Below are 12,786 nucleotides of genomic sequence, written 5' to 3' on the forward strand. Positions count from 1 at the left end.
TCTGTTCCAGTTTTTAAAAGCGGGTTCATGCCAGCATTTCAGCCTGGGGAACAAGCCCCAACATGGCTTCGACACTGTGTTTTGATAGGTCGTGCGCGGTGGCAAAGGGCGATTGCACGGTGATTGCCGCTGCCGCAGCGCCCCGTCTCAGGGCTTCGGCAATCGTCTTTCCTTCGGCAATGGCGGCGAGGTAGCCAGACGCCATGGCATCGCCCGCACCGGTTACATCCTTCACTTCGCGGATGAGGGGCGGGTGGAGGATTGCTTTTTCATTTCCGTCGAAGGCCACGACTTCGCTGGCGCCGCGGGTGACGACGCCGCCGGAAAGCCCGGCCTTGCGCAGGATATCCGGCCAGTCACGAACGTCAGCGGCCGTCTCGCCGGTGAGCGCGCGCGCTTCCGCCTCGTTCATGAAGAGGATGTCGATGTCGGCCAGCGCCGCTTTCAGCTTCACGGCCTTGGCCGGCGAAATGGCTATGGCCGCCAGCGGCTTTTCGCAGGCGCGGGCAACGAGGCCAAGTGCAGCCAGCGTTTCCTCGGGCAGGTTGGCGTCGCAGAGCAGGATATCGCTTGCGGTGATGGCCTCCCGGACGGCGCGGACCTTGAGCCGGCGCGGCGTGAAGAGCTTGTAGAGGTCCATGTCGGCAAGCGCGATGACGAGGTTGCCGTCACGCTCCAGAATGGCGGTATAGCTCGGTGTGCGCCGGTCGAGGAAGGTGAACGGCGTGTCCTCCACGCCAGCCTGTCGTGCAGCCTCCGCAACGGCTTCTCCCGTCACGTCGCCGCCCCGCGGGGCGATGATCCTGACTTGAAAGCCGAGCCGGGAGAGATTGCGTGCAGCATTGAAACCGCCGCCGCCCGCCTCTTCCATCCAGGAGCCGGGGTTGCTGGCGCCCGGCGCCGTTTCAGTCTCGATCATGCCGCGCCTGTCGATATGCGCGCCGCCCAGAACGAGTATTTTCTTCACGCTTGCGTTTCCCTCTCTGGCGGATGGTAAGGCCGGACGATTCGGCCTAAACTGACGTCTTCCTGACCTCGCCTCCGGTTTGCGGCAAGGGGCCGCGCACAGAAAAACGAAAGCAGAACAAACGACTTATCACTATTTGTTTTCAATATGCTGGCTCAGCCTTGTTAAATGAGAACAAATAGAGTACATACCGTTCCCATACTGCTACATTGCCTGTGCGGCTTCAATAACCTAAAGGTGGTTCGGATGGCACAAAATTCTTTGCGTCTCGTAGAGGATAAATCGGTGGATAAAAGCAAGGCACTGGAAGCGGCGCTCTCCCAGATCGAACGGTCGTTCGGCAAGGGATCGATCATGAAGCTCGGTTCCAATGAAAATGTGGTTGAGGTGGAGACCGTTTCGACGGGTTCGCTCAGCCTGGATATCGCGCTCGGCATCGGCGGACTGCCGAAGGGGCGCATCATTGAAATTTACGGTCCGGAAAGCTCGGGTAAAACGACGCTGGCGCTGCAGACCATTGCGGAAGCCCAGAAGAAGGGCGGCATCTGCGCCTTCGTTGACGCCGAACATGCGCTTGATCCGGTCTATGCGCGCAAGCTTGGCGTGGATCTGCAGAGCCTGCTGATCTCGCAGCCGGATACGGGCGAGCAGGCGCTTGAGATCACCGATACGCTGGTGCGCTCCGGAGCGGTCGACGTTCTCGTGGTCGACTCCGTTGCGGCGCTGACGCCGCGGGCGGAAATTGAAGGTGAGATGGGCGACAGCCTGCCGGGTCTTCAGGCGCGTCTGATGAGCCAGGCGCTGCGCAAGCTGACCGCTTCGATCTCCAAGTCGAAGTGCATGGTCATCTTCATCAACCAGATCCGCATGAAGATCGGCGTCATGTTCGGTTCGCCGGAAACGACGACCGGCGGTAATGCGCTGAAGTTCTACGCTTCCGTTCGCCTCGACATCCGCCGTATCGGCGCTGTCAAGGAACGCGAAGAGGTTGTCGGCAACCAGACCCGCGTCAAGGTCGTCAAGAACAAGATGGCGCCGCCTTTCAAGCAGGTGGAATTCGACATCATGTATGGCGAAGGCGTTTCCAAGACCGGTGAGCTTGTCGACCTCGGCGTAAAAGCCGGTATCGTTGAAAAGTCGGGTGCCTGGTTCTCCTATAACAGCCAGCGTCTGGGGCAGGGGCGTGAAAACGCCAAGACCTTCCTGCGCGATAACCCCGATACGGCAAACGAGATCGAGCTGGCGCTGCGCCAGAACGCCGGCCTGATTGCGGATCGTTTCCTGCAGAATGGCGGTCCTGATTCCGGCGATGACGGCGACGGTGACGAAGGCTGATCCTGCCGTCGAGCTTCAGGCATCCGTTGCCGGATCGCCTGTCTCGATGTGAATCGAATTGAACAAAATGGGCCGTGCGATTTCTGTCGTATGGCCCTTTTTCTTTGTCGGTACGCCTTCGCCGGTCTCCATGGCTGGACAGGGCAGGATGCGGACGATAAAAGCCATTGATTTTGCAATATAGCCATCATTTCCGATGGCGGTGATGGACTCCAGCTGTGAGCGGTGTGTGGGCATGAGCGGTGTAAATGAAATTCGGTCGACCTTCCTCGACTACTTCAAGAAGAACGGACACGAGATTGTGCCCTCCAGCCCGCTGGTGCCGCGCAACGATCCGACGCTGATGTTCACCAATGCCGGCATGGTGCAGTTCAAGAACGTCTTCACCGGTCTGGAAAGCCGTCCTTATTCTACTGCGGCATCCGCGCAGAAATGCGTGCGCGCTGGCGGCAAGCATAACGACCTCGACAATGTCGGTTATACCGCCCGTCACCACACCTTCTTCGAAATGCTCGGCAACTTCTCCTTTGGTGATTATTTCAAGGAAGAGGCGATCACGCACGCCTGGAACCTGATCACCAGGGAATTCGGCATCGACCGCAATCGCCTGCTGGTCACGGTTTATCACACCGACGACGAGGCCTTTAACCTCTGGAAGAAGATCGCCGGTTTCTCCGACGACCGCATCATCCGCATCCCGACCAGCGACAATTTCTGGGCGATGGGCGATACCGGACCCTGCGGCCCCTGTTCCGAAATCTTCTACGACCATGGCGATCATATCTGGGGCGGCCCGCCCGGCTCGCCGGAAGAGGATGGCGATCGCTTCATCGAAATCTGGAATCTCGTCTTCATGCAATATGAGCAGGTGACGAAGGAAGAGCGCATCGACCTGCCGCGCCCGTCGATCGATACCGGCATGGGTCTGGAGCGTATCTCCGCTCTGCTGCAGGGCAAGCATGACAATTACGATACGGACCTGTTCCGCGCACTGATCGCCGCTTCCGTCGAAGCGACGGGTGTTCCGGCTGAAGGCGAAAAGCGCGCCAGCCACCGCGTCATCGCCGACCACCTGCGGTCGTCTGCGTTCCTGATCGCCGATGGCGTGCTGCCGTCCAATGAAGGCCGCGGTTATGTTCTGCGCCGCATCATGCGTCGCGCCATGCGCCATGCCGAACTGCTCGGCGCGCGCGAGCCGCTGATCTACAAGCTGCTGCCGTCGCTGGTGCAGCAGATGGGTCGCGCCTATCCGGAACTGGTCCGCGCCGAAGCGCTGATCTCCGAAACCCTGAAGCTTGAGGAAACCCGTTTCCGCAAGACGCTGGAACGCGGCCTGTCGCTGCTGTCGGATGCCACCTCGACCCTGCACAAGGGCGACATGCTGGATGGCGAGACCGCTTTCAAGCTTTACGACACCTATGGTTTCCCGCTCGACCTGACGCAGGACGCACTGCGCGCCCGCGAAATCGGCGTCGATATTTCCGGCTTCACGGATGCCATGGAGCGCCAGAAGGCGGAAGCCCGCTCGCATTGGGCCGGTTCCGGCGACAAGGCCACCGAAACGATCTGGTTCGAACTCAAGGAAAAACTCGGCGCCACCGAGTTCCTCGGTTATGACACGGAAACCGCCGAGGGCGTCGTGCAGGCCATCGTCAAGGATGGTAAGGCCGTCGAAAGCGCTGTGGATGGTGAGACCGTGCAGGTCGTCGTCAACCAGACGCCGTTTTATGGCGAGTCCGGCGGCCAGATGGGCGATATCGGCGTAATCTCCGGCGATAACGGCGCTTTTGCCGTTTCCGACACCCAGAAGCGCGGCGAAGGCCTCTTCGTTCATATGGGCACCGTCTCCAAGGGCGGCATCAAAGTGGGCGATGCCGTTCAGTTGACGGTCGATCATGACCGCCGCTCGCGTCTGCGCGCCAATCACTCCGCCACCCATTTGCTGCATGAGGCGCTGCGCGAAGTGCTGGGCACCCATGTCGCGCAGAAGGGTTCGCTGGTCGCGCCCGAGCGCCTGCGCTTTGACGTTTCACATCCGAAGCCGATGTCTGCCGAGGAGCTGAAGGTCGTTGAAGACATGGCCAACGAAATCGTGTTGCAGAACTCGCCTGTCGTCACCCGCCTGATGAGCGTCGATGACGCCATTGCCGAGGGCGCGATGGCGCTGTTCGGCGAGAAATACGGTGACGAGGTTCGTGTCGTCTCCATGGGCACCGGCTTACATGGCTCGAAAGCCAACCGTCCTTATTCCGTCGAGCTTTGCGGCGGCACGCATGTGGCTGCGACCGGCCAGATCGGTCTCATCCGCATCCTCGGTGAAAGCGCCGTCGGTGCCGGTGTGCGCCGTCTCGAGGCCGTAACCGGCCAGGGCGCGCTTGCCTATCTCGCCGAACAGGACGAGCGGGTAAAGGCGCTCGCCTCGTCGCTGAAGGTTCAGCCGGGCGATGTTCTGTCGCGCGTTGAAGGCCTGCTGGACGAGCGCAAGAAGCTGGAGCGTGAGCTCGCCGATGCCCGCCGCAAACTCGCCATGGGCGGCGGTTCGGCCGATGCCGGGGCAAGCGACGTCAAGCAGGTTGCGGGCGTCAACTTCCTGGCAAAATCCCTTGCTGGTATCGATGCCAAGGATCTCAAGGGGCTTGCCGATGAGGCCAAGGCCAACCTTGGCTCCGGTGTTGTATTGCTGATCGCCGTTTCCGAGGATGGCAAGGCAAGCGCTGTCGCCGCCGTGACGGAAGATCTGACGTCCCGTTTCAGCGCCGTCGATATCGTCCGCACTGCTTCCGCCGCACTTGGCGGCAAGGGCGGCGGCGGCCGACCGGACATGGCGCAGGCAGGTGGTCCTGATGGCGCCAAGGCGCAGGAGGCCATCGAAGCGGTGGCAGCGGCTCTGGCGGCCTGATCGACAGAAAATGAGAAGGCGGGATTTTGGCCCGCCTTTTTCTTGTGAATTTCCGTTTGTGGATGGTTCAGGGACTATTCTGCGCTGGGCAGCGCCAAGCCTGCTGGAGTATTTCCAGCCGAAGCGTGTTCGCCTCGGCGTCGGACAATGCGGTAAAAACAAACACTAGAGCATTTCCGGTGATCCCGTGATCACCGGAAATGCTCTAGTCCGTCGCTTTCATATCCTTCACCGCTTCCTCATCGAGCTGCGCGGCCCGCTTAAATGCCGGGCGCTCGGTCAGATGCGACAAGTAGTCGATGAAGGCCGGGCGTTTTTCAATCGTGCCGAATTGCAGGCCCCAGCCAACATGGGCGCCGACATAGACATCGGCGGCGGTAAAGAGATCGCCGGCGATGAAGCGGTTTTCGCTGACGGCCCGTTCAAGCGTGTTCATCACATCCGCATAGCTGCCGCAGCCGGCCATGCGCAGTTTTTCCTTCGGTACTTCGAAACCCATTGCCTTCATGCTCGCCGCCATTTCCAGCGGGCCTGCGGCAAAGAACATCCAGCGGTAATAAAGCCCGCGTGACTTGGGTGTGGGCGCTAGGTTCGCACCGGGAAAGGCGTCAGCCAGATAGGCGCAGATCGCGGCGGCCTCGGTGACGATGGTATCGCCATGTTTGATGGCGGGCACCTTGGCCATCGGATTGATCAGCCGATAGGCAGGCGATTTCATCGAGGTTTCGAAACGAAGTATCTCGGTTCGATAGGGAACGCCCACTTCCTCGAGCATCCACCGCGCGATACGCCCGCGCGACATGGGGTTGGTGTAAAAGATCAGTTCACTCATGCTCTTTTGCCTCCCCAAGCAAAATCGTCGAAACATCAGGCGAACCCAAAGGGCTTTCGGCCTGCGTTTCATATTTTTAAAGTCCGCAACATCCCTAGCGTCTTTCCAAGATCGCGTGGATGCTACGATGAACGTTTGACTGTGTCGGGCAAGTTGTGTGCAAGTAGATGCTGTTTAATCTTAGTCTTATTGTCCTGCTGGCCCTGGACACGCAGAATCAAATTCTGCGCCTAGTGCAACCGCTAATCAAGATGCCGTGAACAAAAAGAAATCTGCGTTGTGTCAGAGTTTTTTCTCTTGGCTCAACCAGCCGGCACGTAACGATATTTGTTCGCTATCTGGTTGTCCATTTCGTTTCTATTGAACGAATGCCTCGTCTATACCGTGCAAATAAAAAACCCGGCACTGAGGCCGGGTTTTGACGTCTTGGGAAAGCAGGCTTAGGCAGCCATCGCCTTCTTGAGGTTTTCGTCGATCTTGTCGAGGAAGGCGGTGGTGGAGAGCCAGGGCTGGTCCGGGCCGATGAGGAGCGCGAGGTCCTTTGTCATGTAGCCGCTTTCGACGGTGTCGACGCACACGGTCTCGAGCGTTGCCGCGAACTTTGCGAGTTCCGCATTGTCGTCCAGCTTGGCGCGGTGGGCGAGGCCACGGGTCCAGGCGAAGATCGAGGCGATCGAGTTGGTCGAGGTTTCCTGACCCTTCTGGTGCTGACGGTAGTGGCGCGTGACCGTGCCGTGTGCCGCTTCGGCTTCGACCGTACGGCCATCGGGGGACAGAAGAACCGAGGTCATCAGGCCGAGCGAGCCGAAGCCCTGAGCAACCGTATCCGACTGAACGTCGCCGTCATAGTTCTTGCAGGCCCAGATGTAGCCGCCGGACCACTTCAGCGCGGAAGCGACCATGTCGTCGATGAGGCGGTGCTCATAGGTGATGCCGATTTCGTCGAACTGCTTCTTGAATTCGGTCTGGTAGACTTCTTCGAAGATATCCTTGAAGCGGCCGTCATATGCCTTGAGGATGGTGTTCTTCGTGGAGAGGTAAACCGGCCACTTGCGCATTAGGCCATAGTTCATGGAGGCGCGGGCGAATTCGCGGATGGATTCGTCAAGGTTGTACATGGCAAGAGCCACGCCGGCGCTCGGAGCGTCGAAAACGTCCTTTTCGATAACCTGGCCGTCTTCACCGACGAACTTGATCGTCAGCTTGCCCTTGCCGGGGAATTTGAAATCGGTTGCCTTGTACTGGTCACCGAAAGCGTGGCGGCCGACAACGATCGGCTTCGTCCAGCCCGGAACGAGGCGCGGAACGTTCTTGCAGATGATCGGCTCGCGGAAGATGACGCCGCCCAGAATGTTGCGGATGGTGCCGTTCGGGCTCTTCCACATCTGCTTCAGGCCGAATTCCTCGACGCGCTGCTCATCCGGGGTGATGGTGGCGCACTTGATGCCAACGCCGTGCTTCTTGATGGCGTGGGCCGCGTCAACCGTGACCTGATCGTTGGTGGCGTCGCGGTTTTCAACTGAGAGGTCGTAATATTCGATGTCGAGATCGAGGTATGGCAGGATCAGCTTGTCCTTGATGAGCTGCCAGATGATACGGGTCATTTCGTCGCCGTCGAGATCGACGACTGGATTGGCTACCTTGATCTTTGCCATGAATTCCTCACCTTCGAAGCTGTGGCGCCTGTTGACGCCCATAGTCGGAAAAATATCCGGTGGGGCTATAGCATCGCACGCGCCTGAGGCAAAGCCATGGGGGGCGCTTTTTTGGCGCAGCGCAATAACGCTTTGCGCATTGCCAAACCATAATGCCGGAATACAGTCAGGCGAATCGCTTCGCCCGTCTCTGGGCCTCTACCGGGATCATATCATGCGGAAAATTCTGCTTCTGTCTGCCGCCGCCCTCTTTTCCCACGCCGCCCTCGCCGCCGGTCCCACCGATCCCGTCCAGAAGGTGATGGACATCACCGTCAAGAACTGGTCCGGCGATGCGGAAAACTGGAAATACATATTCGACGAGGACATGCTGACGAGCCTCTTCAGCAAGGAGTTCGTCGCGCAATACCGCGAAGCCTCCAAGAAGCCGGCTTACGAGGCCGAAAGCGGCGAGAAGGGCGATCCATTCGGTTATGACGTTGTGACCAACTCGCAGGATGGCTGCCCGCTGCAGGATGTGTCCGTGACGGCGGGCGCGGTGAAGGATGGCGTGACTGACGTGACGGCCAAATTCAAGCTCTGGGCCTGCATGGATGAGGCGGAGATGAAGGCGACCGTGGACGAGGTGCATTTCGATGTGATCGAGGAGGAGGGCCGGCCTGTCATCAGCGACATTCACCGGGTGGGCGACGAAGGCCGGGACTCGCTGCGTGAGGAGATGGCGAACATCATCAAGGGGGAGTAATGGGTCCCGTTTGAGCCGGTGGAGAGTGATGCGAGGTTTTCGCCACACTGCCCGTCATCCTCGAGCTTGGCCAGAGGATCCATTGATTTCAACGTGTTGTGGATCCTCGGTTCAAGCCCGAGGATGACGGGGTAGCGGTGTTGCTCTCATCTCCAGCAAAGCCGAGCGGGTGTGCGCTCTCTCCGACTTTGATTTTAGCGGCAATCTGTGCCAGTGAAGCGCGCTTTACGGTATCGGCGTCAAAGTCTATGCCGCGCTTTTAAAAAAAACGGACAAACAACGATGGCAGGCACAAACAGCGAGCTTGAACTTCTGGCGGAAGGCCCGGCGATCATTCTGGTCGAACCGCAGCTTGGCGAAAATATCGGTATGGTGGCGCGGGCGATGGCCAATTTCGGGCTTGCCGAGCTGCGCCTCGTCAACCCGCGTGATGGCTGGCCAAGCGAAAAGGCGCGCTCCGCCGCTTCCAAGGCCGATCACGTCATCGACGCGACGACGGTGTTCGATACCCTGGAAGAGGCGATCAAGGATCTTAATTTCGTTTATGCCACGACCGCGCGCGAGCGTTATGGGTTCAAGCCGGTACGATCGCCGGTCACTGCGGCCGATACGCTCAGGGCAAAATTCAAGGCGGGCGAAAAGACAGGCATCCTGTTTGGTCGTGAACGCTGGGGCCTGACCAATGAGGAAGTGGCGTTGGCCGATGAGATCGTGACATTTCCGGTCAACCCCGCCTTTGCATCGCTCAATATTGCGCAGGCCGTGCTCCTGATGTCCTATGAGTGGATGAAGTCAGGCATGGACGATCTGGGCGAGACGCTTTTCCAGTCCGTCGAGCAGCGGCCTTCGACCAAGGAGCAGGTTTTTGGCCTGTTTGAACATCTCGAGGAAGCGCTGGATGCGCGCGGTTATTTCCATCCCGCTGAAAAAAAGCCGAAAATGGTCGACAATCTGCGTGCCGTGCTGTCGAGACGCGGTTTTTCCGAGCAGGAAATCAGTGTTTTCCGCGGCGTGATCAATTCGCTCGACCGTTTTCCCCGGCAGTGGCCGAAGCAGGCCGGTCGGGCAACGGGGCCATCGGCCGAGGGAGCAGGGGAGAATGCTGAAGACGAGTGAGGCGGCCACCGACGTGCTGAAGCCGGTGCTGGTGTTCGATTCCGGCATTGGCGGGCTGACTGTGCTGCGCGAAGCGCGCGTGCTGATGCCCGAGCGCGGCTTCATCTATGTGGCCGACGACGCCGGTTTTCCCTATGGCGGCTGGGAGGAGGAGGCGCTCAGGGCGCGCATTCTCTCGCTTTTTGAAAAACTGCTGCAGGATTTCAGCCCGGAAGTCTGCGTCATCGCCTGCAATACCGCCTTCACGCTTGCCGGCGCTGATCTGCGTGCCCGGTTTCCGCAGATGACCTTTGTCGGAACAGTACCCGCCATCAAACCGGCGGCGGAGCGCACCCGTTCCGGCCTCGTCTCCGTTCTGGCGACGCCCGGCACCGTCAAGCGTGCCTATACGCGCGATCTCATCCAGTCCTTCGCGACGCAATGCCATGTCCGCCTTGTCGGCTCGGAAAACCTTGCGCGCATGGCCGAAAGCTGGATCAGGGGGGAGCCGGTGTCGGAGGAGGCGGTGCTTGCCGAAATCGAACCCTGTTTTATCGAAAGCGATGGAAAACGCACAGATATCGTCGTTCTCGCCTGCACCCACTATCCTTTCATGGCCAACGTGTTTCGCCGTCTGGCCCCCTGGCCGGTAGATTGGCTCGATCCCGCCGAGGCAATTGCAAGACGTGCCCGTCATCTGGTGCCGATGCCCCAGGATGCCGAACACCCCGATGGTTTCGACTTCGCCGTCTTCACATCAGGCAAGCCGGACTTTGCCACGCGGCGGCTGATGCAGGGTTTTGGCCTCAGCGTCTCCGTGTCCTGATTTCCCTTCCATGAGTCTGTTGCATTTTTGCATCTTTTTTGCGACTCTTTACAATTCGAGATTGCGACCTCTTGTCGCGCCGGATTTCCTGTGTAAGGTGTTTCTCGTCTGTAACCGCTATAAATGGAGGCGTGGAATGACCAATGACATGAATATGCGCCTTAACGGCATGTCTGGCCTTTCCGGCATGAATATCGGCGGTTATGGGATGCGAGGCATCTCCCTCCGATAAGGCTTAGGCCTGATTTCCCTGCCGTTTGGCGTTTTCATTTCGTTCGACATGTGACCTGCGCGTTTGTGCGGCATCATTGCTGTGCCCGTCGTTTCGTCCTGTCGTTTTTCATCGATAAAGGACCTGGCCGCTTTGCCGCGCCGGGATGGATTTCCCATGCAAAAAAATCAACCACTGGTAGCATATGCGCTGCCGGATGCGGTGGACCGTCTGTTCGTCACATTCGGCGTCTGGAAAACTCTCAAAGCGGTTCTCATTGCCGCTGTCGTGCCCCACGCGCCACCAACTGACCCTGCCGATCTGCCGGAGCGCCTTCTGGTCGATATCGGCCTCGACCCTTCGCGCGTGAAGCGGCGGCGAGACTGGGAAACGCCCTACTGGGCGCCGCGGTTTTGACAATGGTGGCCTCTTCCGCACGCACATGCGGGAGAGGCCGGTCCCGGTTTGACCGCGGATTACGGAGAAACTCGTACCGGGAAGTTTCCCGGGGGCATTAGGAGAGAGCTGCACAGCTCGTACAATCCGGCTTGAAGCAAAACATTTTCCGTGGCTTGCTCAAGACTCGGGATAGAGGAGATTCATCATGCCATTGGAAAACTGGCTGGCCTTCGTGGCCGCGTCCGCCATTATGCTTGCCATTCCAGGACCGACGATCCTGCTGGTCATTTCTTATGCGCTGGGCCATGGCCGCAAGGCGAGCACGGCAACGGTGACAGGCGTGGCGCTCGGCGATTTCACCGCCATGACGGCCTCGATGTTGGGGCTTGGGGCGTTGCTCGCCACATCCGCAGCGCTTTTTACCGGGCTGAAATGGATCGGTGCGGCTTATCTCATCTATCTCGGCATCAAGCTGTGGCGTTCGCCGGTTGGTGGCGAAGGTACTGATGGAACCGGCGTGACGGGCCGGGAAAGACCGCTCAAAATCTTCCTGCATGCCTATATCGTTACCGCGCTTAACCCGAAGAGCATCGTGTTCTTCGTGGCCTTTTTGCCGCAGTTTCTGGTGCCGACATTGCCGTTCTGGCCGCAGGTGCTGATTTTCGAGGCGACGTTCCTTGTGCTTGCCACTGTCAACGCGGCGCTTTATGGACTTCTGGCAAGTGCCGCCCGTAATACGATCCGCAAGCCGAAGGTTCAGCGGATTGTCAACCGCACGGGCGGTGGCCTCCTGATCGGCGCTGGTCTCGTTGCCTTTGGCTGGAAGAGGGCGGCCAGCGTATGACGCCCTCCATCGACTGACATTCGGACATAATAAAATGGCATTGCCGCATATACTTCTGGCCCTGGTTACCGTGTTTTTGTGGGGCTTCAACTTCGTTGTCATCAAGATCGGCGTCAACGATATGCCGCCGCTGTTTTTGACGGGGGTTCGTTATCTCTTTGCGGCAGTGCCACTGGTGTTTTTCCTGCCCAGGCCCAATGTGCCCTGGCGGCATATGATCGTTTACGGCATGGCCATGGGTTTTGTGCAGTTCGGCCTGCTTTATCCGGCCATCAAGCTTGGGCTGCCAGCGGGGCTTGCTTCGCTCGTCATGCAGTCGCAGGCCTTTTTCACGCTGGCGCTTGCCGTGGTGTTCCTCGGGGAACGGCCGTTGCCGTCGCAAATCCTCGGTGCAATCATCGCTTTTGGCGGGCTTGCGGTCATCGGCGTCGAGCGCATGACGGCGGCGGCGCTGGTGCCGCTTCTGATGGGCGTCGGTTCCGCCATTGCCTGGGCCTGCGGTAACATCGTCAATCGCCGCATCGGCCAGGTCAATGCGGTCTCCTTCGTTGCCTGGACGAGCCTTGTGCCTGTTCTGCCGTTGATCCTGCTTTCGCTCGTGGTGGAGGGTCCTCGGGCGATAGTCGATGGGGTGGTCAATGCGACGCCGACCATGGCGTTCGTGGTGATCTATATGGCCTATGGTGCGACAATTGTCGGCGCTGGTATCTGGAGTTATCTGCTTCTGCGGTATCCGGCTGGAACGGTGGCGCCGTTTTCTCTGCTGGTGCCCGTTGTTGGTTTCATTAGCGCCTATCTCGCTTTTGCGGAACATATCACAGTCTTCGAAGTGGCCGGCGCAGCGCTCGTGATTCTCGGGCTGGCGCTCAATGTCTTCGGGCGGCGTATTGCCTTTGCCCGCGCCTGGCGCCGTCCTGCTTAGGCCGGAAACGCAAATGCCTGTGCATTACCGGCATAGGCGAGACGCAATCGACGATT

At 59.3% G+C, this 12,786-nt stretch carries 12 protein-coding genes; 8 read left to right on the forward strand and 4 right to left on the reverse strand.

Features of this window, described 5'->3' with window-relative positions; all coding sequences use genetic code 11:
- Nucleotides 1-25 precede the first annotated feature (25 nt).
- Nucleotides 26-967, reverse strand: coding sequence for a carbohydrate kinase family protein (locus tag FHW77_RS07385; protein ID WP_044458797.1), 942 nt, complete (start codon nucleotides 965-967; stop codon nucleotides 26-28).
- Nucleotides 968-1,213: 246 nt separating this feature from the next.
- Here FHW77_RS07385 and recA point away from each other — a divergent pair, with 246 nt between their 5' ends.
- On the forward strand, nucleotides 1,214-2,302 hold the full coding sequence (gene recA / locus FHW77_RS07390; protein ID WP_004442498.1) for a recombinase RecA: 1,089 nt from the start codon (nucleotides 1,214-1,216) through the stop codon (nucleotides 2,300-2,302).
- A gap of 15 nt (nucleotides 2,303-2,317) precedes the next feature.
- Here recA and FHW77_RS07395 read toward each other — a convergent pair whose 3' ends face one another.
- Nucleotides 2,318-2,539, reverse strand: a complete 222-nt coding sequence (locus FHW77_RS07395) for a hypothetical protein (RefSeq protein WP_006698766.1) — start codon at nucleotides 2,537-2,539, stop codon at nucleotides 2,318-2,320.
- Between FHW77_RS07395 and alaS the strand changes: the two genes are divergently transcribed.
- Nucleotides 2,538-5,201, forward strand: coding sequence for an alanine--tRNA ligase (gene alaS, locus FHW77_RS07400; protein WP_044458798.1), 2,664 nt, complete (start codon nucleotides 2,538-2,540; stop codon nucleotides 5,199-5,201). The two genes, FHW77_RS07395 and alaS, sit on opposite strands and share 2 nt — an antisense overlap.
- 205 nt (nucleotides 5,202-5,406) lie before the next feature.
- Here the strand turns inward: alaS and FHW77_RS07405 are convergent, their stop codons facing one another.
- Together FHW77_RS07405 and FHW77_RS07410 are read right to left on the reverse strand one after the other, a co-directional pair.
- Nucleotides 5,407-6,033 (reverse strand): glutathione S-transferase family protein, encoded by a 627-nt coding sequence (locus FHW77_RS07405; RefSeq protein ID WP_006698768.1) that lies wholly within the window; start codon nucleotides 6,031-6,033, stop codon nucleotides 5,407-5,409.
- 440 nt (nucleotides 6,034-6,473) lie between these two features.
- Nucleotides 6,474-7,688 carry an NADP-dependent isocitrate dehydrogenase gene (locus FHW77_RS07410; protein ID WP_035210117.1) on the reverse strand — a complete coding sequence of 405 codons (1,215 nt, stop codon included), beginning with the start codon at nucleotides 7,686-7,688 and terminating at the stop codon, nucleotides 6,474-6,476.
- A gap of 214 nt (nucleotides 7,689-7,902) precedes the next feature.
- Between FHW77_RS07410 and FHW77_RS07415 the strand changes: the two genes are divergently transcribed.
- From FHW77_RS07415 to FHW77_RS07440, 6 genes are all read left to right on the forward strand, one after another.
- Nucleotides 7,903-8,433, forward strand: a complete 531-nt coding sequence (locus tag FHW77_RS07415; protein ID WP_004442489.1) for a hypothetical protein — start codon at nucleotides 7,903-7,905, stop codon at nucleotides 8,431-8,433.
- A gap of 282 nt (nucleotides 8,434-8,715) precedes the next feature.
- On the forward strand, nucleotides 8,716-9,549 hold the full coding sequence (locus FHW77_RS07420) for an RNA methyltransferase (RefSeq protein ID WP_004442488.1): 834 nt from the start codon (nucleotides 8,716-8,718) through the stop codon (nucleotides 9,547-9,549).
- Nucleotides 9,533-10,354, forward strand: coding sequence for a glutamate racemase (gene murI, locus FHW77_RS07425; RefSeq protein WP_004442486.1), 822 nt, complete (start codon nucleotides 9,533-9,535; stop codon nucleotides 10,352-10,354). The genes FHW77_RS07420 and murI overlap by 17 nt, the downstream gene beginning before the upstream one ends.
- Nucleotides 10,355-10,742: 388 nt before the next feature.
- Nucleotides 10,743-10,982 carry a hypothetical protein gene (locus tag FHW77_RS07430; RefSeq protein ID WP_004442482.1) on the forward strand — a complete coding sequence of 80 codons (240 nt, stop codon included), beginning with the start codon at nucleotides 10,743-10,745 and terminating at the stop codon, nucleotides 10,980-10,982.
- Nucleotides 10,983-11,169: 187 nt separating this feature from the next.
- Nucleotides 11,170-11,808 carry a LysE family translocator gene (locus FHW77_RS07435; RefSeq protein ID WP_004442479.1) on the forward strand — a complete coding sequence of 213 codons (639 nt, stop codon included), beginning with the start codon at nucleotides 11,170-11,172 and terminating at the stop codon, nucleotides 11,806-11,808.
- Nucleotides 11,809-11,842: 34 nt separating this feature from the next.
- Entirely contained in the window at nucleotides 11,843-12,730 is an 888-nt protein-coding gene (locus FHW77_RS07440; protein ID WP_004442477.1) for an EamA family transporter, read from the forward strand.
- Nucleotides 12,731-12,786 lie beyond the last annotated feature (56 nt).

The organism is Agrobacterium sp. RC10-4-1, assembly GCF_014138475.1.
Taxonomy (GTDB): domain Bacteria; phylum Pseudomonadota; class Alphaproteobacteria; order Rhizobiales; family Rhizobiaceae; genus Agrobacterium; species Agrobacterium pusense.

Bases quoted from the DNA above. Each gene is read 5' to 3' on its own strand.
- alaS (WP_044458798.1), top strand. From the start codon at position 2,538: ATGAGCGGTGTAAATGAAATTCGGTCGACCTTCCTCGACTACTTCAAG.
- FHW77_RS07395 (WP_006698766.1), bottom strand. From the start codon at position 2,539: ATGCCCACACACCGCTCACAGCTGGAGTCCATCACCGCCATCGGAAAT.
- recA (WP_004442498.1), top strand. From the start codon at position 1,214: ATGGCACAAAATTCTTTGCGTCTCGTAGAGGATAAATCGGTGGATAAA.
- FHW77_RS07415 (WP_004442489.1), top strand. From the start codon at position 7,903: ATGCGGAAAATTCTGCTTCTGTCTGCCGCCGCCCTCTTTTCCCACGCC.
- FHW77_RS07405 (WP_006698768.1), bottom strand. From the start codon at position 6,033: ATGAGTGAACTGATCTTTTACACCAACCCCATGTCGCGCGGGCGTATC.
- FHW77_RS07440 (WP_004442477.1), top strand. From the start codon at position 11,843: ATGGCATTGCCGCATATACTTCTGGCCCTGGTTACCGTGTTTTTGTGG.
- FHW77_RS07420 (WP_004442488.1), top strand. From the start codon at position 8,716: ATGGCAGGCACAAACAGCGAGCTTGAACTTCTGGCGGAAGGCCCGGCG.
- FHW77_RS07410 (WP_035210117.1), bottom strand. From the start codon at position 7,688: ATGGCAAAGATCAAGGTAGCCAATCCAGTCGTCGATCTCGACGGCGAC.
- FHW77_RS07435 (WP_004442479.1), top strand. From the start codon at position 11,170: ATGCCATTGGAAAACTGGCTGGCCTTCGTGGCCGCGTCCGCCATTATG.
- FHW77_RS07430 (WP_004442482.1), top strand. From the start codon at position 10,743: ATGCAAAAAAATCAACCACTGGTAGCATATGCGCTGCCGGATGCGGTG.
- murI (WP_004442486.1), top strand. From the start codon at position 9,533: ATGCTGAAGACGAGTGAGGCGGCCACCGACGTGCTGAAGCCGGTGCTG.